This window comes from Nitrosopumilus sp. (assembly GCF_025699125.1).
In the GTDB taxonomy this organism is placed as follows: domain Archaea; phylum Thermoproteota; class Nitrososphaeria; order Nitrososphaerales; family Nitrosopumilaceae; genus Nitrosopumilus.
Genome location: NZ_JAILWC010000004.1, coordinates 1 through 23,917 on the forward strand (window position 1 = coordinate 1; position 23,917 = coordinate 23,917).

At 33.1% G+C, this 23,917-nt stretch carries 34 protein-coding genes and 1 tRNA gene; 15 read left to right on the plus strand and 20 right to left on the minus strand.

Annotated elements, in window-relative coordinates:
- The first annotated feature begins 328 nt into the window (after window positions 1–328).
- Genes K5783_RS09465 through K5783_RS09480 form a run of 4 tightly spaced genes read left to right on the plus strand, consistent with a single transcriptional unit; the run spans window position 329 to window position 4,534 of the window.
- Window positions 329–1,915: a tRNA uridine(34) 5-carboxymethylaminomethyl modification radical SAM/GNAT enzyme Elp3 gene (locus tag K5783_RS09465; RefSeq protein ID WP_297473971.1), complete on the plus strand. Its 1,587-nt coding sequence runs from the start codon at window positions 329–331 to the stop codon at window positions 1,913–1,915.
- Between the two features lie 8 nt (window positions 1,916–1,923).
- Window positions 1,924–3,510 carry a lysine--tRNA ligase gene (lysS, locus tag K5783_RS09470; RefSeq protein WP_297473972.1) on the plus strand — a complete coding sequence of 529 codons (1,587 nt, stop codon included), beginning with the start codon at window positions 1,924–1,926 and terminating at the stop codon, window positions 3,508–3,510.
- A gap of 2 nt (window positions 3,511–3,512) precedes the next feature.
- On the plus strand, window positions 3,513–3,710 hold the full coding sequence (locus K5783_RS09475; RefSeq protein WP_297473974.1) for a hypothetical protein: 198 nt from the start codon (window positions 3,513–3,515) through the stop codon (window positions 3,708–3,710).
- 38 nt (window positions 3,711–3,748) lie between these two features.
- Window positions 3,749–4,534: a DNA repair protein gene (locus K5783_RS09480; RefSeq protein WP_297473975.1), complete on the plus strand. Its 786-nt coding sequence runs from the start codon at window positions 3,749–3,751 to the stop codon at window positions 4,532–4,534.
- Here K5783_RS09480 and K5783_RS09485 read toward each other — a convergent pair.
- Window positions 4,529–4,969 carry a pyridoxamine 5'-phosphate oxidase family protein gene (locus tag K5783_RS09485; protein WP_297473977.1) on the minus strand — a complete coding sequence of 147 codons (441 nt, stop codon included), beginning with the start codon at window positions 4,967–4,969 and terminating at the stop codon, window positions 4,529–4,531. The two genes, K5783_RS09480 and K5783_RS09485, sit on opposite strands and share 6 nt — an antisense overlap.
- 223 nt (window positions 4,970–5,192) lie before the next feature.
- Between K5783_RS09485 and K5783_RS09490 the strand changes: the two genes are divergently transcribed.
- Genes K5783_RS09490 through K5783_RS09500 form a run of 3 tightly spaced genes read left to right on the plus strand, consistent with a single transcriptional unit; the run spans window position 5,193 to window position 5,879 of the window.
- Window positions 5,193–5,342 carry a hypothetical protein gene (locus tag K5783_RS09490; protein ID WP_297473978.1) on the plus strand — a complete coding sequence of 50 codons (150 nt, stop codon included), beginning with the start codon at window positions 5,193–5,195 and terminating at the stop codon, window positions 5,340–5,342.
- A gap of 29 nt (window positions 5,343–5,371) precedes the next feature.
- Window positions 5,372–5,671: a hypothetical protein gene (locus tag K5783_RS09495; protein ID WP_297473979.1), complete on the plus strand. Its 300-nt coding sequence runs from the start codon at window positions 5,372–5,374 to the stop codon at window positions 5,669–5,671.
- Window positions 5,672–5,705: 34 nt separating this feature from the next.
- Window positions 5,706–5,879: a hypothetical protein gene (locus K5783_RS09500; protein ID WP_200829024.1), complete on the plus strand. Its 174-nt coding sequence runs from the start codon at window positions 5,706–5,708 to the stop codon at window positions 5,877–5,879.
- A gap of 145 nt (window positions 5,880–6,024) precedes the next feature.
- Here K5783_RS09500 and K5783_RS09505 read toward each other — a convergent pair whose 3' ends face one another.
- The 3 genes from K5783_RS09505 to K5783_RS09515 form a co-directional block, all read right to left on the minus strand.
- Window positions 6,025–6,357, minus strand: a complete 333-nt coding sequence (locus K5783_RS09505) for a hypothetical protein (protein ID WP_297473981.1) — start codon at window positions 6,355–6,357, stop codon at window positions 6,025–6,027.
- A 42-nt stretch (window positions 6,358–6,399) separates the two neighbouring features.
- Window positions 6,400–6,918 carry a ferritin gene (locus K5783_RS09510; RefSeq protein ID WP_297473983.1) on the minus strand — a complete coding sequence of 173 codons (519 nt, stop codon included), beginning with the start codon at window positions 6,916–6,918 and terminating at the stop codon, window positions 6,400–6,402.
- 205 nt (window positions 6,919–7,123) lie between these two features.
- Window positions 7,124–8,392, minus strand: coding sequence for a divalent metal cation transporter (locus tag K5783_RS09515; RefSeq protein WP_297473984.1), 1,269 nt, complete (start codon window positions 8,390–8,392; stop codon window positions 7,124–7,126).
- A 92-nt stretch (window positions 8,393–8,484) separates the two neighbouring features.
- Here K5783_RS09515 and K5783_RS09520 point away from each other — a divergent pair, with 92 nt between their 5' ends.
- Window positions 8,485–8,784, plus strand: a complete 300-nt coding sequence (locus tag K5783_RS09520) for a hypothetical protein (protein WP_297473986.1) — start codon at window positions 8,485–8,487, stop codon at window positions 8,782–8,784.
- 20 nt (window positions 8,785–8,804) lie between these two features.
- On the opposite strand, the gene K5783_RS09525 is transcribed toward K5783_RS09520, so the two are convergent.
- Window positions 8,805–9,356, minus strand: coding sequence for a DNA-3-methyladenine glycosylase I (locus K5783_RS09525; protein ID WP_297473988.1), 552 nt, complete (start codon window positions 9,354–9,356; stop codon window positions 8,805–8,807).
- 48 nt (window positions 9,357–9,404) lie between these two features.
- Between K5783_RS09525 and K5783_RS09530 the strand changes: the two genes are divergently transcribed.
- On the plus strand, window positions 9,405–9,830 hold the full coding sequence (locus tag K5783_RS09530) for a hypothetical protein (protein ID WP_109876176.1): 426 nt from the start codon (window positions 9,405–9,407) through the stop codon (window positions 9,828–9,830).
- On the opposite strand, the gene K5783_RS09535 is transcribed toward K5783_RS09530, so the two are convergent.
- The 5 genes from K5783_RS09535 to K5783_RS09555 form a co-directional block, all read right to left on the minus strand.
- Window positions 9,831–10,229, minus strand: coding sequence for a CBS domain-containing protein (locus K5783_RS09535; RefSeq protein ID WP_297473990.1), 399 nt, complete (start codon window positions 10,227–10,229; stop codon window positions 9,831–9,833).
- 376 nt (window positions 10,230–10,605) lie between these two features.
- Window positions 10,606–11,133, minus strand: coding sequence for a hypothetical protein (locus K5783_RS09540; protein WP_297473991.1), 528 nt, complete (start codon window positions 11,131–11,133; stop codon window positions 10,606–10,608).
- A 38-nt stretch (window positions 11,134–11,171) separates the two neighbouring features.
- Entirely contained in the window at window positions 11,172–11,591 is a 420-nt protein-coding gene (locus K5783_RS09545) for a hypothetical protein (RefSeq protein ID WP_297473992.1), read from the minus strand.
- Window positions 11,592–11,661: 70 nt separating this feature from the next.
- Window positions 11,662–12,507, minus strand: a complete 846-nt coding sequence (locus K5783_RS09550) for a CBS domain-containing protein (protein WP_297473993.1) — start codon at window positions 12,505–12,507, stop codon at window positions 11,662–11,664.
- 64 nt (window positions 12,508–12,571) lie between these two features.
- The gene (locus tag K5783_RS09555) at window positions 12,572–13,465 is read right to left on the minus strand and encodes a CBS domain-containing protein (RefSeq protein WP_297473995.1); all 894 of its coding nucleotides are present in this window, start codon (window positions 13,463–13,465) and stop codon (window positions 12,572–12,574) included.
- A gap of 98 nt (window positions 13,466–13,563) precedes the next feature.
- On the opposite strand from K5783_RS09555, the gene K5783_RS09560 reads away from it, so the two are divergent.
- The 3 genes from K5783_RS09560 (at window position 13,564) to K5783_RS09570 (ending at window position 15,132) form a co-directional block, all read left to right on the plus strand.
- A complete protein-coding gene (locus tag K5783_RS09560; protein WP_297473997.1) occupies window positions 13,564–13,920 on the plus strand; it encodes a DUF6659 family protein in 357 nt (118 codons plus the stop codon).
- A gap of 107 nt (window positions 13,921–14,027) precedes the next feature.
- Window positions 14,028–14,744 (plus strand): PAC2 family protein, encoded by a 717-nt coding sequence (locus K5783_RS09565; protein ID WP_297474293.1) that lies wholly within the window; start codon window positions 14,028–14,030, stop codon window positions 14,742–14,744.
- Between the two features lie 4 nt (window positions 14,745–14,748).
- Complete coding sequence (locus K5783_RS09570; protein ID WP_297473998.1) at window positions 14,749–15,132, plus strand: Hsp20/alpha crystallin family protein; 384 nt, start codon at window positions 14,749–14,751, stop codon at window positions 15,130–15,132.
- A gap of 195 nt (window positions 15,133–15,327) precedes the next feature.
- Here K5783_RS09570 and K5783_RS09575 read toward each other — a convergent pair whose 3' ends face one another.
- The 5 genes from K5783_RS09575 to K5783_RS09595 form a co-directional block, all read right to left on the minus strand.
- Window positions 15,328–15,693 carry a DUF5654 family protein gene (locus tag K5783_RS09575; RefSeq protein ID WP_297473999.1) on the minus strand — a complete coding sequence of 122 codons (366 nt, stop codon included), beginning with the start codon at window positions 15,691–15,693 and terminating at the stop codon, window positions 15,328–15,330.
- A gap of 51 nt (window positions 15,694–15,744) precedes the next feature.
- A tRNA-Arg gene (locus tag K5783_RS09580) sits at window positions 15,745–15,819 on the minus strand.
- 38 nt (window positions 15,820–15,857) lie between these two features.
- The gene (locus tag K5783_RS09585) at window positions 15,858–16,679 is read right to left on the minus strand and encodes a hypothetical protein (RefSeq protein WP_297474000.1); all 822 of its coding nucleotides are present in this window, start codon (window positions 16,677–16,679) and stop codon (window positions 15,858–15,860) included.
- On the minus strand, window positions 16,672–17,103 hold the full coding sequence (locus tag K5783_RS09590) for a hypothetical protein (RefSeq protein ID WP_297474002.1): 432 nt from the start codon (window positions 17,101–17,103) through the stop codon (window positions 16,672–16,674). Before K5783_RS09590 ends, K5783_RS09585 begins: the two co-directional genes overlap by 8 nt.
- A gap of 39 nt (window positions 17,104–17,142) precedes the next feature.
- A complete protein-coding gene (locus K5783_RS09595) occupies window positions 17,143–17,847 on the minus strand; it encodes an MIP/aquaporin family protein (RefSeq protein ID WP_297474004.1) in 705 nt (234 codons plus the stop codon).
- Between the two features lie 102 nt (window positions 17,848–17,949).
- Between K5783_RS09595 and bcp the strand changes: the two genes are divergently transcribed.
- The gene (gene bcp / locus K5783_RS09600) at window positions 17,950–18,408 is read left to right on the plus strand and encodes a thioredoxin-dependent thiol peroxidase (RefSeq protein WP_297474005.1); all 459 of its coding nucleotides are present in this window, start codon (window positions 17,950–17,952) and stop codon (window positions 18,406–18,408) included.
- 31 nt (window positions 18,409–18,439) lie between these two features.
- Here the strand turns inward: bcp and K5783_RS09605 are convergent, their stop codons facing one another.
- From K5783_RS09605 to K5783_RS09615, 3 genes are all read right to left on the minus strand, one after another.
- Window positions 18,440–19,381: a trans-sialidase gene (locus K5783_RS09605; RefSeq protein ID WP_297474007.1), complete on the minus strand. Its 942-nt coding sequence runs from the start codon at window positions 19,379–19,381 to the stop codon at window positions 18,440–18,442.
- 141 nt (window positions 19,382–19,522) lie between these two features.
- Window positions 19,523–19,714, minus strand: coding sequence for a hypothetical protein (locus K5783_RS09610; protein ID WP_297474009.1), 192 nt, complete (start codon window positions 19,712–19,714; stop codon window positions 19,523–19,525).
- Window positions 19,715–19,781: 67 nt separating this feature from the next.
- Entirely contained in the window at window positions 19,782–20,444 is a 663-nt protein-coding gene (locus tag K5783_RS09615; RefSeq protein WP_297474010.1) for a trans-sialidase, read from the minus strand.
- A gap of 97 nt (window positions 20,445–20,541) precedes the next feature.
- Between K5783_RS09615 and K5783_RS09620 the strand changes: the two genes are divergently transcribed.
- A complete protein-coding gene (locus K5783_RS09620) occupies window positions 20,542–20,916 on the plus strand; it encodes a hypothetical protein (protein ID WP_109876190.1) in 375 nt (124 codons plus the stop codon).
- Here the strand turns inward: K5783_RS09620 and K5783_RS09625 are convergent, their stop codons facing one another.
- Window positions 20,917–21,165 (minus strand): hypothetical protein, encoded by a 249-nt coding sequence (locus K5783_RS09625; protein WP_297474012.1) that lies wholly within the window; start codon window positions 21,163–21,165, stop codon window positions 20,917–20,919.
- Window positions 21,166–21,260: 95 nt separating this feature from the next.
- Between K5783_RS09625 and K5783_RS09630 the strand changes: the two genes are divergently transcribed.
- Entirely contained in the window at window positions 21,261–22,703 is a 1,443-nt protein-coding gene (locus K5783_RS09630) for a menaquinone biosynthesis decarboxylase (protein WP_297474014.1), read from the plus strand.
- On the opposite strand, the gene mqnC is transcribed toward K5783_RS09630, so the two are convergent.
- Window positions 22,698–23,813 (minus strand): cyclic dehypoxanthinyl futalosine synthase, encoded by a 1,116-nt coding sequence (mqnC, locus tag K5783_RS09635; RefSeq protein ID WP_297474016.1) that lies wholly within the window; start codon window positions 23,811–23,813, stop codon window positions 22,698–22,700. The genes K5783_RS09630 and mqnC overlap by 6 nt on opposite strands.
- Window positions 23,814–23,917 lie beyond the last annotated feature (104 nt).

Consider the following 23,917-nt stretch of genomic DNA (forward strand, 5'->3'; position numbering starts at 1 on the left):
AAGAAAAAGGTGGTAAAGAGAAAACCAGCTAGAAAGAGCATAGCAAAGAAAAAGGTGGTAAAGAGAAAACCAGCTAGAAAGAGCATAGCAAAGAAAAAGGTGGTAAAGAGAAAACCAGCTAGAAAGACAAGTAAATCCAAAAGAAAAACAATCAAGCGGAGATAATCCAAACTAGTGAAAATCACGAAGTAATTGTATCAACTAATTAGGCTCAAAAGAAGTATAGAATCCAATAATCATCATTTAATACAAATTTCTCTGCAAGATATTCGGATTCAATGAGGCTAAATTATTTAACGAATTTATGTCCAAATCAAGATGAACATACATGAGTAATTTAGACCCTGTTTTATCAAAGGCATGTAGTGAAATTACTCAAAATATTCTAACAATTAATGACCCGAGCAAAAAACAAGTCAAAGAAGAAATCATAAAAATTTGTACAAAATATGCATTGGATAGAATTCCTCGAAATTATGAAATCCTATCAATGGCAAAAGAATCAGATTTTAACAAATTACGAAAAGTATTACTAAGAAAACCCGCAAAGACTGCCTCAGGTGTTGCAGTAGTTGCATTAATGCCAAAACCATATGCATGCCCACATGGCAGATGCACTTATTGTCCAGGTGGAATAGAATACAACTCTCCAAATAGTTATACGGGTAAAGAACCATCATCACTTAATGCAATAGAAAATCAATTTGATCCAAAATTGCAAATTACGTCAAAAATTAAAAAATTAATTGCATTTGGACACGAACCTTCTAAAATGGAAGTAGTAATTGTAGGAGGAACATTTCTATTTATGCCAAAAGACTATCAGGAGAATTTTATTAAATCATGTTATGATGCATTAAATGGAATTGATTCGAAAAATTTACAGGAGGCCAAATCAAATAATGAACATGCTACAATAAGAAATGTAGGATTCACAATTGAAACAAAACCAGATTATTGTAAAAAAGAACATGTTGATTTAATGCTAAACTACGGAATCACTAGAATAGAGATAGGGGTACAATCATTACAAGAAAGAGTTTACAAAAGGGTTAACAGAGGACATAATTACAATGATGTTGTAACATCATTTCAAATTTCAAAAGACGCAGGTTATAAAATTGTGGCACATATGATGCCAGGATTACCCACAATGACTCCAGAAGGAGACATTGCAGATTTTAAAAAATTATTTGCAGATGCACATCTACGTCCTGACATGTTGAAAATTTATCCATCATTAGTTATTGAAAACACTCCACTGTATGAAGAATACAAGCAAGGAAAATACATCCCATATTCGGATGAAGATATGATCAAAGTGTTAACCGAAGTCAAAAAGAATGTTCCAAAATGGGTAAGAATTATGAGAATTCAAAGAGAAATTTCTCCAAATGAAATCATTGCAGGACCAAAATCAGGAAATCTTAGACAGATAGTTCATCAAAATTTAGCAAAGCAAGGACTGGTATGCAAATGCATCAGATGCAGAGAAGCAGGACTGTCCAATAAGAAATCAGACCCAAATGATGTAAAATTAAAGAGAATCAACTATGATTCATCCGGGGGAAAAGAAGTTTTCTTGTCATATGAGGATAAAAACGAATCAATCTATGGATTTTTGAGATTAAGAAAGCCCAGTGATGATGCCCATAGAGATGAAGTAGGAAAAGATAGTTGCATAGTAAGAGAAATTCATGTTTATGGAAAATCATTGAAGCTTGGAGAAAAAGAAGAAAACGAAATACAACATTCAGGACTAGGAAAAAATTTGATGAATGAAGCTGAAAAAATATCTAAAGAAGAGTTTGATGCAAAAAAAATTCTAGTAATTAGTGCAGTTGGCACACGAGAGTATTATCAAAAGTTAGAGTATTCATTATATGGACCATACATGTCCAAGACATTAAATTAGTGAAAAAGATGTCTGAGCAAGAAATTATCGGTAAAGGAACGTGGATTGACAAGCTAGCTTGGGAACTTATTGAACGTGAAAAAACTCTTGGAAGAAATTTAGATCTTATTAGAGTAGAAAGTGGTCTGGGGGCATCAGGTGTTCCACATATTGGAAGTTTAGGGGATGCGGTAAGAGCATACGGTGTAAAACTAGCATTAGAGAATTTTGGTTACAAGTCAGAATTGATTGCATATTCGGATGATCTAGATGGTTTACGAAAAATACCAGAGGGGTTTCCTGACTCTCTTGAAGAGCATTTAGCAAAACCAGTTTCATTGATCCCTGATCCTTATGGATGTCATGATTCGTATGGAATGCACATGAGCAGTATTCTTTTAGACGGGTTAGATAAAGTTGGAATAAAATATGAATTTAGAAGAGCAATAGACACATACAAGAAAGGATTGCTTCAAGAACAAATTCATACTATTCTGCAAAACAGTGTAAAAATTGGAGAGAAAATTTCAGAACTTGTAGGACAAGAAAAATATCAAAAATATCTCCCATACTTTCCAGTTTGTGCAAATTGCAATTGCCTCTATACAGCTGAGGCCACAGAGTACATTACAGATGAAAAAAAAGTAAAGTATCATTGTCATGACGCAGAAATTGGATCAAAGATGATCAAAGGTTGTGATCATCATGGAGAGGCAGACATCACAAAAGATCTTGGCAAATTAGCTTGGAAAGTAGAGTTTGCAGCAAGATGGGCAGCATTTGACATCAGATTTGAAGCATATGGAAAAGACATTATGGATTCAGTGAAGGTAAATGATTGGGTGGCTGATGAGATTCTAGGATTCCCACATCCACATCATGTAAAATATGAAATGTTCTTAGATAAGGGCGGAAAGAAAATTTCAAAATCACTTGGAAATGTCATTACTGCACAAAAATGGTTAGAGTTCGGTAGTCCAAAATCAATTCTGTTATTACTATACAAAAGAATTACAGGTGCACGTGAATTGGGATTTGAAGATATTCCATCTTTAATGGCAGAGTATAACGAATTAGAAGACATTTACTTTGGACGAATCAAAGTAGACAATCAAGCAAAACTAGTAAAATCAAAAGGACTCTATGAATATGTAAATTTACTCAATCCCCCCAAACAATCAAGCACTCATGTTAACTATAGATTATTAGTTGAACTAGCAAAAATATTCAAAGAAAATAGAGGTGAGCGAGTAATGAAAAAATTACTAGATTACGGAGTAATTAAAAATCCAGAATCAGATGTGGAAGAACTAATCGAACTTGCAGGAAATTATTCAAATGAATTTGATAAACAAGAAAAAACACAAGTTGATCTAGATGATTCTGCAAAAAAAGCACTAAAGATGCTAGTAGATAGACTCGGTGACGAAGATGAACCCGAAGACATTCAAAATACAATATACCAAATTGCAAAATCAAATGATGTGCAACCAAAAGATTTTTTTAAAATACTATATCAAATAATTCTCGGAACATCTAGAGGACCAAAAATAGGACCATTCATCTCAGACATTGGAAGAAAGCAAGTTGCAAAAACACTTTCAGAGTATGTATAATTATGGTACACGGAGAACATAACAAAACACGAAACAACGGTGGGTTTGCCATGATAATTTTTGGGGCATTACTGTTATTTCTTGCACCAAATATCTATCCAGAAATGCCGGAATTAGGCACAACTTCCTTGTTTGTGGGAATGATTATTGGAGGGATTGGATTTTACTTGAAATTTTTCAGAAATCGTACTAAAGGATAAAGAAACGTTCATCTTTTGGAAAAAACGACATAATAACAATGGGGCTTTTTGGTAAGAAAAAAGAAGAAGCAGAGACAGTATCTCAAAATAGTGAAGAGTATGTGCTAAAAGAAGAACTCGAAGCAGAAGTTGAAAAACTGCAAGAAGAATTTAGAGCAAAACAAGGTCAACTAGACGAAATTACTCAAAAAATTAAATCAGTAAAAGAAGAATACGACGCCACAGTTGGCAATTTAATGCTAGTCAAAAAAGAGCTCAATCAAAAAAAGATGGAGCACGACATTATTCAAAGGGAATGCAAAGAGATGGAAGCGAGAATCAAAAATGCGGAAAAAATTAAAGATTCAAAATCAATTGAAGAGTTCAAGCAAACAGAAGAGAATTTAGCAAAATTAAAGCGAGAACTAGAAGAATTTACAGAAAAACAAAAGGAGTTAAAAGAAGAAATTGAGCAGAGCAAATCAGATTTACATAACATTAGAAAACAGCAAATAGATACTCAAAAAGAGCTTGATGAAGCAAATTCAAGACTTTATAATGCAAAAGAAGAGTTAAACAAAAAAGATCAGTTTCAAGATATAGATGTACTCACTCCTAAAGAAAAAGAATTCATTGCAGGTGAAAAATCAAATGAGAAAAGTTCTGCAGGAATTATCGAAGCTGCAAGCGCAGTAGTCGGTTCATTAAAATCAAAACTAAGTATGACTGAAAAAGAGTTAGAAACAGTCCAATTGCTTTTGGAAAAAGAAAGAGAAGAACACCAAGTGACAAAAAAAGAGCTTGATGAAATCAAGACATCATCTAAAAAACTAGAAGAGTCATAGACTCTCAAAATGTTTTTTCCATTTTGATTTAATTTCTTGCTCAGATATACCCATATCATAAAGAGGAGATGTCACTTCAGAGACAGATGTAACATCAACTAGCACAATTGAATTAATTGGACTCTTGACACCATTTTTTCTATAATGATTGAAAATTTTCTCAAATTCAAGCTTTTCTTGGAGGATTTTAGCCTTACCCCTAAACAAGTACCCCTTTCGTAAAAGAGGATCAATTACATTAATCTCAATATTAGGATTGGATTGTAAATTTTTTATAGTATCAGGCGAGCGAATGTTAGCAAATGCCAATGTATCCTTAGTCCATCCAATTATGGTGCCCTTTGGCGAAAGATTTGGAGAACCATCAGAATTGACAGTTGCAACATACCCAAGCTTTTGCAGATCTAAAAATTCCTTGATTTCCTGAGTAATCATAGAAATAATTTAAGTAGATTACTATAATGTATTTTGGCGATTATCTCATTACTTCTGCCATATACTGGGAAAAGAAGAAAAATGAAATCCCTCCTCCAATAATTGCAACCCAAGCAACTATCTGCTTAATTTTAGACACATTATAGAAATTTTCAAACTCACTATTGAATCTAATTGAATTTTATTGAGACAATTTAATTAAACTGCAAGCAAAATAACAACATTGGCAAGCATCAAAGACATTGGGAAATTTTTTCTATTCATTGTTGGGGGATTAGTAGCAATTATTGTTGGTTCTTTTATGATTAGAGGAACTATGCATATGTGGGATAATCCAGATAAGGAAAAATCAAAAAATGAGGAAAAGGACTAAAAAGCAAGCATTATCAAATTATTTTAGAATTGTTTCATGAATCATCAATTAGAAAATCATTAGACGAATATATTAAAAGAAGAATTTTAGAAATACCAACTGAAGTCAAACAAACATTTCCAAATATCAAACAAATTTGGAAATGTAGTGATGAATTTAATTTTCTTTACGGATATTATATTGGAAAAATTGAGGAAGGAGCGTTACGTTATTTATTAAAGGCAACTCGGGCATCAGTTGGAGGGTATGTGGATACTTTTGAGATCAGAGGGATTATTGAAACACATAAAATGGAATTACATGATGTAATAAAATCTGCAATCAATTAGTGAAGTAGAAATAGGCCATCGCTCATACAATAGCATGGTAGGACCACAAGACGGAGGATTTGGATTTGACCAATCTAAAAAATACACAACAGTTGAAAATATTGAAGAGGTTTGTGTTCAATGTCAAGCAGGACAGCACAAAAAATGTCTAAAAAAATCAAAAGAACAGGAAATTTGTGAATGCGAGCATTGTATGATTTACGGTTAGATAATACAAGTTAATCCATTAAAACATTAAAAATCAACATGAATTGTAATAACAAGAAATCAGGATGTTATCATGACAATGCCATACATGAAGATGGAAATGGTAAATGTCTAGTTAGAGGATGCAAGTGTGGAAAATTTCAAGATTAAAGATTTACTAATTTGTTTTCAAGTTCTTTGATTTCTTTTTGATATGAATCGGAGATATTTTGTACAAACTCTTTGTGTGCGGAAATGATCGAGTTTAATGCATTATGATAATTTGGGTGTCCTTTTTTAAGAACATCACATGATTCTAGAGATGTTATATGGCCGGTAACTGTTGCCATTGCACCTTTTTGATTAAATTGCACTATTCCGCCAAACGCCTCAATTAGCATGTACGCACATTCTGCTTTACATTTGTAAGTAACTCTGCCAGTTTCAGTATTGAATAGTTGTGTGATTCCACCTGGTTTTCTAGTAACTATAACGCTCATAAATTGATTTGAAATGAAGAGATATTAATTATTTTAGAAAATTTATGCCGCAGGATCAGTTTGTGGTTGTGCTGCTTGTGTTGCAAGATATTTGTCAATTTCATTAATTCCTAACTTGTCTCTTCCTAAAAGATCAAACTTTTGCAGAATTGTTTCAAACTTTGTTTCTTCTTGAACTTGTTCATTTACAAACCATTCTAGAAATGCATATGTAGAGTGATCTTTTTCCTTTTGTGCAATCTCAACCATTTTATGAATTGCAGCAGTAACTATTTGCTCATTTTTAAGTGCGCTTTTGATTAATCCTTCAAGGGATTTGTAAGAACTAACTGGAGCTTTGATTGCAGGAATTGTTGCAACAGCACCTAAAGCATTAAGAAAATGAACTAATTTGAGCATATGAGTTCTCTCCTCATCAGATTGTGCGTAAAAATAATTTGCCGCTCCTTGATATCCTGTTACTTCACACCAAGAGGCCATTGCAAGATAGCTGTTTGATGCAGAAGCCTCAAGGGTGACTTGATCATCAAGTGCTTTTTTCATTTTAGGAGAAAGTTTCATGATGTACAATTATAGATTATTTGTTTGTGTTAAAAAAACTTACTAAAACTAAGAGAATTAGGAGAAATAAATGTGTAAAATGGTTCCTTCAGATCACTAATTTGTATTGTTTTTAACCCATTCTGGAATTGAATAATAAGGGAACAATGGAGAGTGGGACACACAGGATCATAGAATATAGAAATTGTGAGAAGTTTTTTTATAATCATTGTAAGAATTTCATCAATACAAAGAATACTGCAAACCCACTCAGGAAAATAATCCCTGTAAAACTTAGAATTTTTAATAAAATCGATGGTTGTTGTTCTTTCTCAAGATATTTTCCTGTAACTAATCTAAAATTAAAAATTGCAATTATTGGGGCAATTACAAAAGACAGTACAGTTGCAAAATCAACTAATTCTTTGAGATTATTCCCAAATTGAAATATCACTACAAGTGAACCAACAGATATCACAACTAAGAAAATCACATAAAATGTACGAAATTTTGTACGTATTGTGTTCTCTTTTTTTGTAAAAATTAACTCCACCGTTCTCTGCAACGACCTTGAATATCCATCAAACACTGCAATGATCGTCCCAAACATTACAGTAAATGCAGAAGATGCAATTATGATATAACTCCAATCACCAATAGTTTCAGTATATAGTGTTACAACTTTGTTTGCAAAATCAGAATTGTTGTTTGGCAGTTCCTCACCAGATCCGTAGAAAATAAAAGTTCCAAGAACAATAAACATCACTGCAAGAATTCCAGTAATCAGATATGCTAATCGAAATTCGAGTAAAGTTTCTTTTAATTTTGGTTTATAGTTTGTTTGTTTCATTCTTTCCAATGTCCATAAACTATTCCAGCTTGAAAGATCTACTGCCGTAGGCATCCATCCCATCAATGCAAGTAAGAAGAAGATCCCAGCAATATCCCATAGTTCTTTTGGTTCAAATCCAGATATTTGTTCTGTTGGACCATTATACAATGCAAATAAGAATGCAGAAAGAGTAGATATGAGCAAAACAATTGCAATCATTTTAATCAAACTATCAAGAACATGGTATTTTCCAATGGCCAATATTCCAACACACACTGCAAATAAAATTACTACAGTCCATTCTCCAATAAAATCAACATCAAACAGATTCTCAAAAAATCCAGCAGTTACAAACCCTACAGCACCAGTAACAAAAAACATTGACGATATAGTTAGTAGAAAATATAACAGCAAAGCAGGTTTGCCAAGTTTCTTGTAGCCATCAATTATACTAGTTTGAGTAGAATTTGCATAACGAGAACCATATTCAAAGAAAGGATACTTCATCAACATCACCAATACAACAAATCCCAACATCATTAAGCCAAAATCAGCGCCAGCCCTTGTAGATTGCACCAAATGAGACACACCAATTGCAGTACATGCAAACAAAATTCCAGGACCTGCAGTCTTTGAAAAAGATGAAAATTTTCCACCCAACATAATAAGTGATTTAAAAAGATGAATATAATTGAGAATCTAAAAAATGAGCAACAAAAAATTAGAATTAAATATAAGAAATAATTAGTTTAGCCATGTTATTTGGAGTTTTCGCAATTCACAGTCCTGAATCATGTCCCATGAATAACGATTCAAGCAGAAAAATGTTCATCCAAGTTCAGAAAAAAATAGAAGAAAACTCTGAGAAGTTTAAAATATCAAAAATTATTGGATTTTACATGTCAGTTTTGGAACATGAATGGATAATTATTTTAGATGCAGACAATTCACATGATATTGAAAAGTTATGTATTGAAGTTGGCATTTCATCAGTTAGTACTGTAAAGATAGTTCCAATAAATACATATTCAGACGCAATTAAAAAAATGCAATAATAAAAATTAAATTTAGAAAATTATTTTTCAAATAAATAACAATCCATTGTATGATCATTAATCATTCCTACAGCCTGCATCAAAGCATAACAAATTGTGGGTCCAACAAATGTAAATCCATGCTTTTTCATATCCAAACTTATTTTCTTAGAAAGAGAGGTTGATGAGGGTAATTCAGATGATTTTTTAAATCTATTTTTAATTGGGGTGTGATTTACAAAATCCCACAGATAATTGTCAAAGGAACCAAATTCTATCTGAATCTTGAGAAACTGTTTTGCATTATTAATGGCAGAATTAATTTTGAGTTTATTTCGTATTATGGACTCATCTTTGAGTAGTTTCTCGATGTGTTTTTTGTCATATCTGGAAACTTTGAGAGCATTAAAATCTGAAAACGCCTTTCTATAGCCATCTCTACGCTTGAGAATAGTAGTCCAAGATAGACCAGCTTGTGCTCCTTCCAATATTAGAAACTCAAATAATTTCTGATCATCATGTTGCGGTTTTCCCCATTCCTTATCATGATAAGTAATGTTGGGCTCATCTTGTGCCCATTCGCATCTATTCATAATTTGAGTAAGAGTTAACACAAAATATTAGTTATCACATAAAATTTTGTGAAACTAAATCAGCAATTACTCCAAATTAATAGGAGTTTCATAATTTGTTTTGTTGTTTCTGCATCACTTTCAGCAGTTGTATCTCAGTTATTATCAGATTACGACAATTATCTAAACACTACAATCACCATAGTCATAGGATATATCATATACTTTGGAATTTTTTCTAGTTTGTTTTACTGGAACAATATTGAAAGATATAGAGGAATGGAATCGAATTTAATTAAAAAAGAATTATTTGCATTAATCACATCATTTGGATTAGGCGAGATAATATATCTCGGAATAAGATGGCCAACACTATATTATTTCCTTGAACTAGGGATTGAACCGTATATAGCATCTGTCATTTCGGAAATAATTGCAACTGCCTGTTATATGACATCAATCACAGTATTTCTTAGAAAGACTAAGACGTTTTAGTTATTTTGCTAGTTGTGTAACTAAATCAGTTGATGTAACTATACCAACTATTTTGCCATTATCGGTAACTGCAAGTTTTCTAATTTTTTTACTAGTCATTCTTTCTGCAGCTGCAGATAATGGTTCGTTGTGATTAATTGTAATCAGTGGAGAAGACATTATATTTTTAGCTGGAGTGTCAAGGGACAGACCATTTGCTGCAATTTTTGTTGCAAAATCTCTATCAGTTACAATTCCTACAGGATTGTCATTTTCTTTTACAAATATTGCACCAATTCCTCCTTGTTGCATCATTTTTGCAATTTGTTGTGCAGTGGTTGCAGAATTTACTGTAATCATTGTTCTAGTCATAATATCTTGAACCAGGATGGAATCAGAATTGAAATCTTGTCTGCTCATTACCGAATTACAACGTAATAATATTTAAGAAATTCATAAAGAGAGCAGATTTATTTCAAATTTATTCAAAAAATGCAATAGTTTTACTCAGACATTTCCGGATTCAATAGGAGTACACAGTTCACCAGAAGGATTTACAAAGGCATGATGATGCTCAGATAAAGGATAATTTTACTCTCAATTCCCAACTTATTTAATGAAGACTCAAATGCATATCTCAATTGTGATCCCTTTGTCTGTCTGCAAAGATACCAAGCCAATGAATTGAAGAGAATTCCTCAGTATCAGTAACAAGACGGTCCAAAACAGGCATATCACAAACAAGGCAGTTAATATCAAAACTGAGAAAAAAATAATTTACAAACTAATTATAATTCTATATTTTAGAAAGTATTTTTTTCTTTTTTTCCTGAAATTCTTTCTTGGTGATGATGCCTGCTTTTTGTAAATCTCCTAGTTTTTCCAATAATTCCAGTTCATCAGCAGAGGATGATTTTAGATTCTTTCCTGCATTTATTCCGCTCTTGATTCCAGATGTTGTACCTTTTTTTAATTTTGAACCTAAAATACCACCTTTGTGTGACAATTTTTCACTAATTTCAAATCCTTTTTTCTTTGCCTGTTTGAAAATTTCTTCAGATTTTTGTTTAGTAACATCATCGACAAATTTGTGTTTTTTTGCTATCTTTCCAAATTCTCTTGTTTTTTTATGAGCAAAACGTGCTTGTGTTTTTAGATCTTTGATAATTTCATCTTTAGTTTTACGCTTAAAACGTCTTGTATATTCTTCAATGACTAAGACAGGAAAAGGACTATACTCCACATCTAGATAATATTTGATTATATCATCATCAGGTAGTGTCTTTAGAAATTCTTTGATGGATTTTTCTGATTTTATTTCCATGGCATTATATCAACATATCATCATAAAAGGATTAAAGGTTATTTTTCAATGGCGTGCTGGTCTAAAACCCCAATACAATCATTTAGAACAGCATTATCAGATATTGCCTCAGTCTCTGGTAGATAGAATTCCTGACTCAGTTGTTGATCATACTCTATGAGATCATTTCTGTATGTATGACATGCAGAACGCAGTAATCGCCAAAAGTAGTAACCCTTATTCATTTCAACCCTCATTTGTTCTGATTCAAGTTTTAGAATTTGAGAAAGGTGTTCATAGTCTTCTTTATAACTATCAAATTTTCCCCTAACAATTTTAGGAAGTTCATCATACCAATCTCTACCTTCGTTTGTTCTCTGAACATTTTGAATTTTTTGTAGTTGGTAGGAAACAGAATCATCCAACATATTTAGAACATCACTTGTTTCAAGTAGTTTCAATAATTCTGAATTTATCATAGAATTCCTTCAATAGATACAAAATTAAGCGTTTGGGAAATACATTTTGATTTTGGGGAAAAATTATTCATCATAACAAAAAGGCTAAAGCCCTAACAATGTCTGTTTTGCTGATGATCCCAATAATATTTCCGTGTACAGATAAGACTGCCACGCCATTGATATTTTTCTCTAAAATCAACTTTGCTGCTTTTATCAAATCATCATCATAATTTACAGAAACAATATTTTTGGTCATAATTTCATTAATTTGTGTGCTGCCCCCAAATCCAGATTCAGAAATGAAACCTTTTCTGGGAAATATTACAGATATTAGAGGATCAGTATTATCAAGCACATCTTCTTTATCGCCTAAAGTCAATGCCAAATTGAATAAATCTCTAAATGTCACAATTCCTACAGGAGTTTCTTCATGATCACGAAGGATCACTCGGGAGATTTTTTCATCAACCATTTTCAGCACTACTTTGTACAATGGAGTATCAGAGTATTGCCATGCATAGTAAGGAGACATGTACTCACCGACAATTTTTTGTGAATCTAATTTAGTAAAATACCTAACAAGATCAGTCTTTGTCAAAATTCCAACAACCTCATCATTACTAGTGACAACCAAAGAACCAATTTCATTTGTCATCATTAATTGGGCACACTTATCCATTCCTGTTTTTTCATCAACACTGATTATTTTTTTGATAATTTCTGATAAGGGGATCTCATCAAGTTTTCGTTCAGTAGTATCAGTTAAAAGAAAAATCCCTAAATCCTTTTCAGATACCAAACCATTGATTTTACCATTTTGAGTTACTAATAATCTACTTTTCTTTTCATCAATTATTTTTTTTAGAACATCTGCCAAATTAGATTCATACTTTATAGTTCTAGGCGTATTCATGAAATCTTTTGCGTATTTCAATAATTAGAAAAAATATTCGAGTTATAAATAACTCTAGTTAATTACCATATATGAAAATCAAACTCTAAAAGTTGGGTTTTCCTTTTGACGCTATGATGTTTACAATATCGGTTTTTGTAATTATGCCAACCATCTTTTTACCACGAATTACTGGTAGACCGCTAATTCCATGTCTTATCATGATAATAGCTGCAGTATACACTACATCGTCGGTAGAAACAAAGAAAGGGTTTTTGGTCATAATGTCTTTTGCAGAAAATGTTAGTAAGTAACTAAGTTTGTTTACGTTAAGTTCATTGAGATGTGCATTCCAGAATATTTCAGATCTTTCCTCAGGATCTGTAAACTCGTTGGGCAAATCAAAGGTCTTTGCAGGTACAAAATCACGATATGTTATAATTCCCACAGGAGTTTTGTTTTTTGTTACTATTACCCTATGAATTTGGTTGTTTAACAGAATGCTTTCAACTTCAAAAATGGAATCATTAGGTGATACGGTGATTACTTTTTTGGTCATGATTTTTGATATTGGTAGTGATGCAGTGCTTTGAATTAAAAATGTAGATACAAGATCAGTTTTTGTTACCACTCCAACTAGTTTACCTTTAGAAGTTTTAATTATAATTGAACTTATTCCATGTTTTTGCATAAGTTTTGCGCAATCATAAATTGATGCTTCAGGTTGTAGGGTAATCAAATTTTTTGTCATTATATCACGAATTAGAATTTTTGAAATTGGTTTTTGATTGAAAACAGAAACACTTCTTGAAATGTCTTTCTCAGTAACGATTCCAACTGGTTTTTTATTAAATTCAACCACAAGCCTTCCAATTTTATATCGAAGTAAAATATCTCGTGCACCAAGAATGCTAGTATCAGGAGAAATTGAAATTGGTTGTTTAATGATAGATACCAAGGGTATAGGAATACTTACAAGAACTTTTGGTTGTCTCTTCATCAAAAATGAACATTTATTTTTGTTATATCAATTAGCAATAAAATATCAAAGATGAGAATAGGAATGCTATTTAATTATGAATTAGATTTGGTGAAGATATGAATTCAGAAGAGAATTTAGATCAACAAAGATGCCATAAAATATTGGAATTACCTGAAATAAGATTTGCAGGGTTCTTAGACTATATGGGAAATCTAATAGTAGGAGATTTCAAATCAGGAGTAATTCCGCTCAAAAATGAAAATGAGCGAAAAAAAATGTTTATTGAGGCAGTTCTCAGAATTAGGACTAGACAAGAATTTGACGAGAATTTAGGTCAGGTAGAATATGCCGCAGCTAGAAGGAAGAATGTAGTTACAATGACTATCCCTCTTGAAAAAAAAATATTGTTCATTGCAGCAGAGGCTAATGTAGACATTGATAAGACTGCAAGGAAGATTATAGACATATTATAACAAAAAGAACTTTTAAAAATTTTAATTCATAGTTTCCTCTATTCTCACATTTGAAAATTTAGACGTGACTTTTAATCAGAAGATTTGTAAAAATCAACAACTTGAAAATTACAAAACCAGATACTAATGAAAACACATTGGTTGTAGGATTTCCTAGCAATGGACTTGTAGGCACTTTTTCAATATCATATCTTATTCATTATCTAAAGATGAACCAAATTGAAGAGATCGAAGTACCAGAACTGCCATCAACATTATTTGTAGAAGGGGGAGAAATACTTGGTCCAATCAGAGCATATAGTAAGAAAAATATTTTTGTGATCATTTCGGATGTTCCATTTAATCAATATTTAGCAGAGAGGTTTGCACTTGCAGTTCATGAATTTTGTAAGAAATACGTAATTAAAAAAATTGTAATGATCAGTGGCATGGAAACTATAAATCAACAAAAGGATACATCCAAAATTTATGGCCTAGTATCCCATCCATCATTAGAGAATGTACTTTACAACAATAAGATTATGAAATTTTTAGACGGTTCAATATTTGGAACAGATGCCGCGATAATCTCAGTGTTTAGAAAAACAAAGATTCCAGTACTTGTTTTGTATGCAGAATGTCATCCATTCTTTCCAGATCCTGAAGCATCAATTATGGCAATAGTTACACTTGCAAAGATTCTAGATATTCAAATAGATACAAAAGAGATTCAATCTAGAATAGACAAATTACGTATACAACACAGAAATCTAATGGAACAAACAATTCGTGCATTACAGGAACAGCAAGAAAAACAGACAAGAGCACCACAAATCTACAGGTAATAAAATGAAAAGAAATGATGATGAGTTTAAAATGACACTTTCAACAGTAAATTCAATATTTGATGATATTGAACATAAAATTCTCTCACCACTTTCATGCCTCAGAGAGTTTGACAATCACTGGATGCTAGAGTTTGATTTACCACTTGTAAATAAAAAAGATATCAAAGTTACTTTTGATGGAAATTACATCAATGTTGAGGCCAAACTCAAGGAAAAATATTCTGAAGAAAAATTAGGCAGAATTACAAAGTTTGAATATTTTAAAAAATCAATTTTGTTACCAGGAAGAATCGATTCCAAGAAAACAATTGCAAAATTTCAAAAAGGCAGACTGGAAATAAAAATTTCAAAAAAAGTTGTTGGAAATACCATTAAAATCAACTAGAAGGTAATTTTTAAGAAGATTCAATAATCATTTCACATCTATATTTTCTACATTTTTCCCTAACTTCGGGTCAGAATTGTATTCAATGTAGCAGACTTTTTCACATTACTGATGAAATTGATTTGCTGAAGCATCATATGTATTTGAAATAAGCTTAAACTATGTATGAGATATTTTTTAAAAATAGATGAACAATCATTTTGACAGAAATTTATCGTCATTGGCAGCATGTTTTTTTGTAACATGCTCCATAAATTCGGATTGAACTTCTGACTTAAAATCACACAAAGAACAACTGTAAGTTCTAGTAATGATTGATTTTGCTTTAGAAGCTGCACGAGCAATAAAGATTGTTAAAATAACTGCAATTACTGTAACAACCACAGCATATCCAATCATTGGACCTAGTTGATCAGTAGTTCCAAAGATTTCTTTGAAGAGTGCTTTGATAGCATCATTCCATGCAAGTGCTGCCACCAATCCAAATGCAGCTGCAATAAGGGCAGCAATTTTATCTAAAATTTCAAATTTAATTGATTTTGATTCTTCGGCATCTGTCAAACTATTTCTGAAATTTTATTTTTAAACCAATATTAAAAGATGGATGTTGAACGGACCCGATCGGATTCGAACCGACGACCTATTGCTCCGCAAGCAATCGCACTATCCAAGCTATGCAACGAGTCCAAAGAGTTTTGTAAATTTACGCTTAATTTGGATTGCGATTATCTAGATACTGCAAAAATGTATGGAGTTTCATCTGGTTCATGAAAAGTCCAGACGGTTGGCAAAGAAATTGTTTGGACATACTTTAGATTATTTTTCTCAATCAGAGTACCCCAACCAGCCTTATTTTTTGGATCTGGAGTATATTTTTTAGAATGTGTTCCAGCAAAAACCCAACCAGAATTTTTTCTCAAGTTAGAGATGGAATAAATTTTTTCTAAAACCCCAGAGGACAAAGCAATCCCACCCATCTGTGCAAGACCACCAATGAAGAATATAGGATGTGTTAAATTCAAAGAAAGGTAATCAAACTGGATAGCATCAGCACAAAAAGGACGAAAATCAAGTATTGTAGTCAATTGTTTTTGTAATTCAACTAGCACGTCATCAATTTCTATGCTATATGATTCTAAACCCAAGACTTTAGCACAGAATGCAATCCTTCCATCACCAGATCCAATATCAATCACTTCAGAATACCCAAATTTCTTTGCAAATAATGCACCAATATAGCCAGACATTATCCAAGTAGGGGAAAATGGAGCTCGACTTGAGGAATGCTGAATGCTATTTAGCCAGTATTTGTTAATGTCTCCTTCATACACAATACAATCAGTTTGACCAATTGTTTTCTCAAAGGAATCATAGTAAATAGGATTTTTTGTTGCAAACTCGTGCAATAATTTTAAATCATGAATTTCAATTGGGAATAATTCTGATTTTGATTTAGGGATTATCTCTTGAATTTGACTTCTGCCATCATACATTTTTGAAAATTCTTTTTTTAATTCAACTAGGTTCTTTGCAAGATTTTCAATCATTTAAAAGTCCTTGGTCATATTGTTCAACAAATTCTTTTGTACTCATTTTTTGGCGTAATTCTTCAAATAATTTTGCTTCTGATTCTGTTTCTTCTTTTGATTTTTCTCTATTTCCTAATTGAAGACTTCGTGTATTTTTTTGAATACAAGTTTTAAGATAGTTCATGATTTTTGGATGAATATCAGAATTGAATTTTTCAGAGATTAGTTTTTCAGTTTCATGAATTTTATCCAATAATGATGTATTTCCAGAATGAGTTTTATCTTTAAGCATTGTAATCATAGAAGAGACATTAATTATTTGGTAGTATGTTTCAATTATTTCATTTATAGACAAATTGATTTTTGTGGCATTGTTAATTAGAGTATAGAGTTTTTTTGATTCTGTATCAAACATTTGAGAAATTTCATCAAAAGATGTCATGATAAAAAAATAAATTTTAAATTTTTAAAAATGTTGGGATTATACTTCTTTCTCAGCAGGTTTGACAAATACATAGTTCATGATTAAACCTGCAATGATTCCCCCCAAGATTGGAGCTGCCCAATACAACCAATGGAATTCCCAGAATCCAGAAATTAATGCAGGACCAAATGTTCGCGCAGGATTTACTGATGCACCAGTTAAGGGTACTGCAATTAGGTGAATTAGGAAAACCATACCACCAATTGTAAATCCGTGCCATCCAGGAGATGCTTTCTTGTGAACCGCAACCATGAAAATTACTGTTACTAAGAAGAATGTCAGGATTGCTTCAATTAAAAATCCAGAACTAATGCTGTTATTAATCAAATCACTTGGACCTCCTTGGGTTGCAAAGTTTACTTTGGCACCAAGTTCAGGCAAGATTACCTTTAATGTTGCAGCAGCAGCTATTGCGCCGATTAATTGTGAAATGATATATCCAATTCCATCTGTGATTCCAATTTTTCTTGTAATTATCATAGGAATTGTAACCGCAGGATTGATGTGAGCACCAGAAACATGACCGAATGTATAGACCATCAATGCTATTGCGCCACCGTGACCTAGAGAGATAAACAAAACAGATGTAGTTGTCAGTTCCTCACCAAAAGATGCGATAGCCAAAATTACTGAAAGGGGGCCAAAGAACACTAGACCATAAGTTGCTATTGCCTCAGCAAGATATGCTCTTAGATTAACCATTAAGCAAAAGCCACTTGAGTAACCATATAAAACATTCGGACATGATTTTTGATCTAATTTTGTCAAAAAGTAATTAATTATGGATTAATCCAGCAGAATTATATGATTTCTGAAGGGGACACTATTCCAAAATTTGAGATAAGCGATGCCAATGGCAAAAAAATCAAATCGTCAGATTTTAAAGGTAAAAAACACGTCATATACTTTTATCCAAAAGATTTCACTCCAGGGTGTACTACAGAAGCTGATGAATTTTCAAGAGACTATAAAAAATTCCAAAAGGCAGGTATTGAGATCATAGGGATTAGTCCGGATGATGTAGAATCTCATAAAAAATTCTGTGATAAAATGGGAATCAAATATCCGCTTTTAGCAGATGTAGACAAAGAAGTATCAAAAATGTTTGGCGTATGGGACAAGAAAAAATTTATGGGTAGAGAATACATGGGAGTTATACGAAGTACGTTTCTTGTTGATGAAAAAGGAAAAATTTTCAAAATTTATCCCAAAGTAAAACCAGCTGGACATTCAAAAGAAGTACTAGATGATTTCCTAAATTAAAAATAAAGTAAAAGAAAAGGTTTTAGAAAGATCAAAAACCTTTTGGAAGTGTACCTTTAGAAGATTTTGGTGCTTCAGGTTCGGGTTGTGGTTCAAATCCTTTTGGTAATGCACCACGTTTTGTTTGAGAAGCTGATTGTGCCTTAGCTTCAGCCGCAACGGATTCAAGGTATGCTTGTTCTTGTTCGACTCTTTCTTGTTCTATTCTTTGCAAGTATTCGTTTTCATATTCTTCTAACAGCTCTTTTCTGGATTTGCCTTCATTTCCACCAGAATTGGTTTGTTGCTGAGGAGTTTGTTGGGGTTGCCCCATTCCTTTTGGCAAAGTGCCTTTTGCTGGCTTTGGAGGTTCTGGTGGTGGAGATTGTACTTGTGCAGTAACACCTTCAACACTCATATTGATGCCACTAAATGATCCAAATCTTTTGTCAGCTGGATGATACGCTAATCTTTGTCTTGTTGCAAAGTATTGGTTTGATGGGGCTGTATAACCAGTAACGGTTGCTTTTTGATCATTCCAGTTTCTTGTTGGAACTTTTCCTACAGGAGCAGTTAGTCTAACATAGTATCTGTTAGGTGCTGGAGAATAACCTGTTACTTTAGCTCGGTACTGATGGAAATCAGTCATTGGAGCAGTATAGTATGCATTCTCTAAAGCATCTTGTACTGTTGCAGGAGGTTGAGATGTTGTTTCAGCTGGTTTTGGGGCGTCCTGTGGTTTAGGAGCTTCTGCTGGTTTTTCAAATCCTTTTGGTAGAGTACCTTTAGGTTTAGTTGTTGCAGCAGGTTTTTCAGCTGGTTTTGTTTCAGCGGGTTTAGCTTCTGCTGGTTTTGCTTCAGCAGGCTTAGTTTCAGCTGGTTTTGGTGCTGGTTTGGCTTCAAGTTGTGTAGATAATTTTGTTAATTTTGCTTCAAGTTCTGCTATTTTGTCTTCTAGATCTTTTTTCGTACTTGCTTTACGTTTTGCTGCCATTCCTTACACTAAATAGAGCATTGTTTATTTACATTTTGATCAGTCTCATATTTTTGGTCAAATAAATTTGTAAAATCAAACAATAATTTGTAAAAATTTCAAATGTTTTGAAATATAGTTTTGTTATGATCGTTAGGCAAATTAATCAGGCTCCCAAAAATGCATTATATACATACAATTGTTGCATCTCCACAGATGTACATGAATTCCATTTTTGGTATCAGCAACATATTTTCCGTCTTCCATCTTGGTAACCCTTGGCAAATAATTCAATTCTTCATTTTCAAGCCATTCATTTTGTTGACAGTTAGGACATACAATTTTTGGAGGCATGTTCAATATAGAAAATAATCAAAAATGAACATTACTATTAAAAATAGAAAATAAAGGAATGATTGAATTAGAAACCTTTTGGAAGTGTACCTCTTTTAGACTTTGGAGGTTCTGGTGGTGGAGATTGTACTTGTGCAGTAACACCTTCAACACTCATATTGATGCCACTAAATGATCCAAATCTTTTGTCAGCTGGATGATACGCTAATCTTTGTCTTGTTGCAAAGTATTGGTTTGATGGGGCTGTATAACCAGTAACGGTTGCTTTTTGATCATTCCAGTTTCTTGTTGGAACTTTTCCTACAGGAGCAGTTAGTCTAACATAGTATCTGTTAGGTGCTGGAGAATAACCTGTTACTTTAGCTCGGTACTGATGGAAATCAGTCATTGGAGCAGTATAGTATGCATTCTCTAAAGCATCTTGTACTGTTGCAGGAGGTTGAGATGTTGTTTCAGCTGGTTTTGGGGCGTCCTGTGGTTTAGGAGCTTCTGCTGGTTTTTCAAATCCTTTTGGTAGAGTACCTTTAGGTTTAGTTGTTGCAGCAGGTTTTTCAGCTGGTTTTGTTTCAGCGGGTTTAGCTTCTGCTGGTTTTGCTTCAGCAGGCTTAGTTTCAGCTGGTTTTGGTGCTGGTTTGGCTTCAAGTTGTGTAGAAAGTTGATTTAGTTTTGCTTCTAATTCGGCAATCTTGTTTTCAAGATCTTGCTTTGTTTGCTTCTTAGCAGCTGCCATAGTTGGGATGAACTATCTGGGGTTTATGTACATTTGGGTTGATTACCTCAACCGAAGTTGATCAAGTTTTATATGCACTAAGAGAGTAATTGAGGTAATGGATGACTTTGAAAAAGAATTTCCGGAATTTGATTGGAAAAATATTCCAGCATACAAGCATCCAGGAGGAAAAGATTGCCCATGCCCAAAGCATGAATATATTCGAGAGCAGATCAATTTTACAAAGCAAGTAAATGAGAAAGGTAAAGAACCATCCAAAGTGACACTAAAGTTCTGTCCAGATCATTATAGAGTATACATGAACGAGGTAATTCCTGCAATGCCATTAAAATACAAAATTTTGACAAAAATTGCTCTAAAACTGGGGGCAATTCAGGTGGAGCAGTTAAAGTATATGGAGTCAGAATTATGCTTTTACTGTAAATTTGGATCCGGAGGTCATGATAGAAAGAACGAACTTCCACCAATGTAATCATTCAAGACTCAGAAGAATTTTTGGTTTGTTTGGCGTGTCATGATGGCATAGTTTTCCACATAAAGGACATTTTTTTCTGTCAAGAAAAATACATTGACAAATATGAGAAACAAGGTATGATTTTGCAGGGGTGTTTGGTTCACCAGTTCCGTTACAAAATGGACAGTCAGTTCCAAGTAATTCTATGATTCCATCACCTTTGCAAACAGCACATTTCTCATCAGCCAATATTGATTTTCCTGCCAATATGAATTCAAATACGTGTGTTAAAAGAATTTCAAGAAAATTCTGATTTGTATAAATCCAGTTAAGCTTATACTTGAACTAACTTCAAAGTTATTGTGGTAATAAAAGATATTCGGGAGTTCATTTCAGAACTAGAAAAACATGGAGAGTTAAAGAGAGTTAAAGTTCAAGTTGACACGGATTTAGAAATTGCAGAAATTCTAAGAAGAGAAATGTATTCCAATGGCTCTGCAATTCTTTTTGAAAATGTAAAAGGATTTGACATACCAGTTTTAGGAAATGCATTTGGTTCAATGAAAAGGTTAGAGATAGGATTGGAAATGACAGATTTTACTGAAATTGGTCAACGTATTGCAGATATGACAAAGATGGACATACCATCAGGGATACTAAACAAAATTAAAAAACTTCCAGAACTCTCAAAGATGACAGCATCATTTCCTAAATTAGAAACAAATGGACCAGTAACAGAAATTACATCGAGTAATGCATCTTTTGATGATTTACCAATTCTAAAATCATGGCCAAATGATGCGGGAAGATTTATCACTTTAGGATTGATTGCAACCAAACATCCTGAAACAGGTGTGAGAAATCTTGGAGTATACAGAATGCAAATAATTGACAAAACACATGCATCCATGCATTGGCAAAAACATAAGAGAGGAGCTCATCATGGGGATATTTCAAAAGACAGAGGAGAGAAAATCCCAACTGCGATAATTATTGGTGGAGAGCCTGCAACAATATTTTCATCTATTGCCCCAGTTCCAGAAGGACTTGACAAATATTTGTTTGCAGGAATTACAAGGAAAGAAGGAATCAAAACTGTAAAATGCAAAACAATTGATTTAGATGTTCCAGCGAATGCAGAGATTGTTTTAGAAGGATACGTCGATCCTGCAGATATTAGAGATGAAGGACCATTTGGGGATCATACTGGATATTATACTCCAGTTGAACCATATCCAACATTTACACTGACTGGAATTATGAGAAGAAAAGATCCAATTTATGTAACAACAGTAGTTGGAAAACCAATTCTAGAGGATGCATACATTGGAAAAGTAATTGAAAGATCATTTTTGCCATTAATACAAATGTTCCATCCGGAAGTGATTGATTTTAGCATGCCAGCTGCAGGATGGTTCCAAGGATTTGCAATAATTTCAATAAAAAAGAGATATCCAGGTCAAGCAAAGAAAGTGATGATGGGATTATGGGGCATGGGACAGTTATCATTAACGAAAATGTTTGTAGTAGTAGATGAAGACATCAATGTTCATGACATCAATGATGTGATTTGGGCAATTACTACAAGGGCCGATGCTGCAAGAGATACTATGATTATCAATAATACACCAACGGATACACTAGATCCCGCATCACCTCTAATCAATCTAGGTTCAAAGATGGGAATTGATGCAACTCAAAAAACAAGAGATGAAGGATATGAAAGAGAGATTCAGCAACTAGTAAAAGTTGATGATAAAACAAAGAGTCTAGTAGATACCAAATGGTCCGAGTATGGACTATAAAGTAACAGGATTATAGAAATTATCTCGTTCTTCGACATCATACCCAATCTGATGAATTGCATCAATGATTATTTTATCAGTTAGTTCAGTTGAGCGTGCACCGGTACATGAGACTACCTCTTCACCAATTAGAGTTCCACCAAAATCATCAGCACCATACTGTAAAGCAAGTTGTGCCATACCAACACCATTTGTAAGCCATGAAGATTGAATGTGTGAAATTAATCCATCAAAGACCAATCTAGAGATTGCAATCATCTTCAAAAGTTGAATTCCGCCAGTTCCATATTCTACCAAACCTTCTTCGTGCATCAACGTATTATTTGGTTCAAAATTCCATGGAATAAATGCCATGAAGCCTTTGGTTTTTTCTTGGAGTTTTACAATTTTAAAAAAGTGTTCAACAACATCATTGTTGTTTTCTACATGACCATACATCATGGTTGCAGAAGAGGGAATTCCAAGGGAATGTGCCTCATCCATTATTCGAATCCAAGCATCACTAGAGATCTTCTTCGGACTGATAATATTCTTAACAGAATCAGTTAAAATTTCAGCACCTGCACCAGGGATAGACTGTAGTCCTGCATTCTTTAATCTAGATAAAATTTCTTTAGTTGAGGATTTTTCCACCTTTGCAATCATATCAATTTCAGATGTAGATAACCCATGAACGCCAACTTTTGGGAATTTTTCTCTAATCATTCTAAACGCATCTTCATAATATTCTATCTTTAAACTGGGATTGTGTCCACCTTGTATCAAAACTTGACGAATCTTAAACATATCCCATGCAGTTTTTACTCTTGATTCTATTTGATCAAGGGTTAATGTGTAAGAATCCTCTGCTCCAGGAGATCTATAAAATGCACAAAATTTACAATCAGTGATACACACATTAGTATAATTCAAAATAATATTATTTACGAATGAGGCTTTTTTGCCAAATTTCTTTTTAGTTAAATGGCCTGAAACAAGACCCATCAAATGAACATCATCAGACTCCAAGAGTCTCAAACAATCCTTAGATCCAGGTCTTTGACCGTTAAGAGAATTTTCCAAAATATCTTTAATATCACTTTTTTGTATTTGTTCAGTAGTCTGACTCAATTGTTCTACATCCTTTACGTTTTCTATTTAATCCTTGATAGAAATAACGAATATGCCCAGTGAGTGATTTGTGCTCGTTTTTTGAAAAATAGTAGACTAATGTA

Bases quoted from the DNA above. Each gene is read 5' to 3' on its own strand.
- K5783_RS09540 (WP_297473991.1), bottom strand. From the start codon at position 11,133: ATGGAAATAAAATCAGAAAAATCCATCAAAGAATTTCTAAAGACACTA.
- K5783_RS09585 (WP_297474000.1), bottom strand. From the start codon at position 16,679: ATGATTGAAAATCTTGCAAAGAACCTAGTTGAATTAAAAAAAGAATTT.
- K5783_RS09535 (WP_297473990.1), bottom strand. From the start codon at position 10,229: ATGAGCAGACAAGATTTCAATTCTGATTCCATCCTGGTTCAAGATATT.
- K5783_RS09515 (WP_297473984.1), bottom strand. From the start codon at position 8,392: ATGTTGGGTGGAAAATTTTCATCTTTTTCAAAGACTGCAGGTCCTGGA.
- K5783_RS09475 (WP_297473974.1), top strand. From the start codon at position 3,513: ATGGTACACGGAGAACATAACAAAACACGAAACAACGGTGGGTTTGCC.
- K5783_RS09520 (WP_297473986.1), top strand. From the start codon at position 8,485: ATGTTATTTGGAGTTTTCGCAATTCACAGTCCTGAATCATGTCCCATG.
- K5783_RS09595 (WP_297474004.1), bottom strand. From the start codon at position 17,847: ATGGTTAATCTAAGAGCATATCTTGCTGAGGCAATAGCAACTTATGGT.
- K5783_RS09615 (WP_297474010.1), bottom strand. From the start codon at position 20,444: ATGGCAGCTGCTAAGAAGCAAACAAAGCAAGATCTTGAAAACAAGATT.
- K5783_RS09605 (WP_297474007.1), bottom strand. From the start codon at position 19,381: ATGGCAGCAAAACGTAAAGCAAGTACGAAAAAAGATCTAGAAGACAAA.
- K5783_RS09610 (WP_297474009.1), bottom strand. From the start codon at position 19,714: ATGCCTCCAAAAATTGTATGTCCTAACTGTCAACAAAATGAATGGCTT.
- K5783_RS09570 (WP_297473998.1), top strand. From the start codon at position 14,749: ATGAAAAGAAATGATGATGAGTTTAAAATGACACTTTCAACAGTAAAT.
- K5783_RS09485 (WP_297473977.1), bottom strand. From the start codon at position 4,969: ATGATTACTCAGGAAATCAAGGAATTTTTAGATCTGCAAAAGCTTGGG.
- K5783_RS09510 (WP_297473983.1), bottom strand. From the start codon at position 6,918: ATGAAACTTTCTCCTAAAATGAAAAAAGCACTTGATGATCAAGTCACC.
- K5783_RS09480 (WP_297473975.1), top strand. From the start codon at position 3,749: ATGGGGCTTTTTGGTAAGAAAAAAGAAGAAGCAGAGACAGTATCTCAA.
- K5783_RS09545 (WP_297473992.1), bottom strand. From the start codon at position 11,591: ATGATAAATTCAGAATTATTGAAACTACTTGAAACAAGTGATGTTCTA.
- K5783_RS09525 (WP_297473988.1), bottom strand. From the start codon at position 9,356: ATGAATAGATGCGAATGGGCACAAGATGAGCCCAACATTACTTATCAT.
- K5783_RS09560 (WP_297473997.1), top strand. From the start codon at position 13,564: ATGAATTCAGAAGAGAATTTAGATCAACAAAGATGCCATAAAATATTG.
- K5783_RS09500 (WP_200829024.1), top strand. From the start codon at position 5,706: ATGGTAGGACCACAAGACGGAGGATTTGGATTTGACCAATCTAAAAAA.
- bcp (WP_297474005.1), top strand. From the start codon at position 17,950: ATGATTTCTGAAGGGGACACTATTCCAAAATTTGAGATAAGCGATGCC.
- K5783_RS09555 (WP_297473995.1), bottom strand. From the start codon at position 13,465: ATGAAGAGACAACCAAAAGTTCTTGTAAGTATTCCTATACCCTTGGTA.
- K5783_RS09465 (WP_297473971.1), top strand. From the start codon at position 329: ATGAGTAATTTAGACCCTGTTTTATCAAAGGCATGTAGTGAAATTACT.
- K5783_RS09590 (WP_297474002.1), bottom strand. From the start codon at position 17,103: ATGACATCTTTTGATGAAATTTCTCAAATGTTTGATACAGAATCAAAA.
- K5783_RS09505 (WP_297473981.1), bottom strand. From the start codon at position 6,357: ATGAGCGTTATAGTTACTAGAAAACCAGGTGGAATCACACAACTATTC.
- K5783_RS09620 (WP_109876190.1), top strand. From the start codon at position 20,542: ATGGATGACTTTGAAAAAGAATTTCCGGAATTTGATTGGAAAAATATT.
- lysS (WP_297473972.1), top strand. From the start codon at position 1,924: ATGTCTGAGCAAGAAATTATCGGTAAAGGAACGTGGATTGACAAGCTA.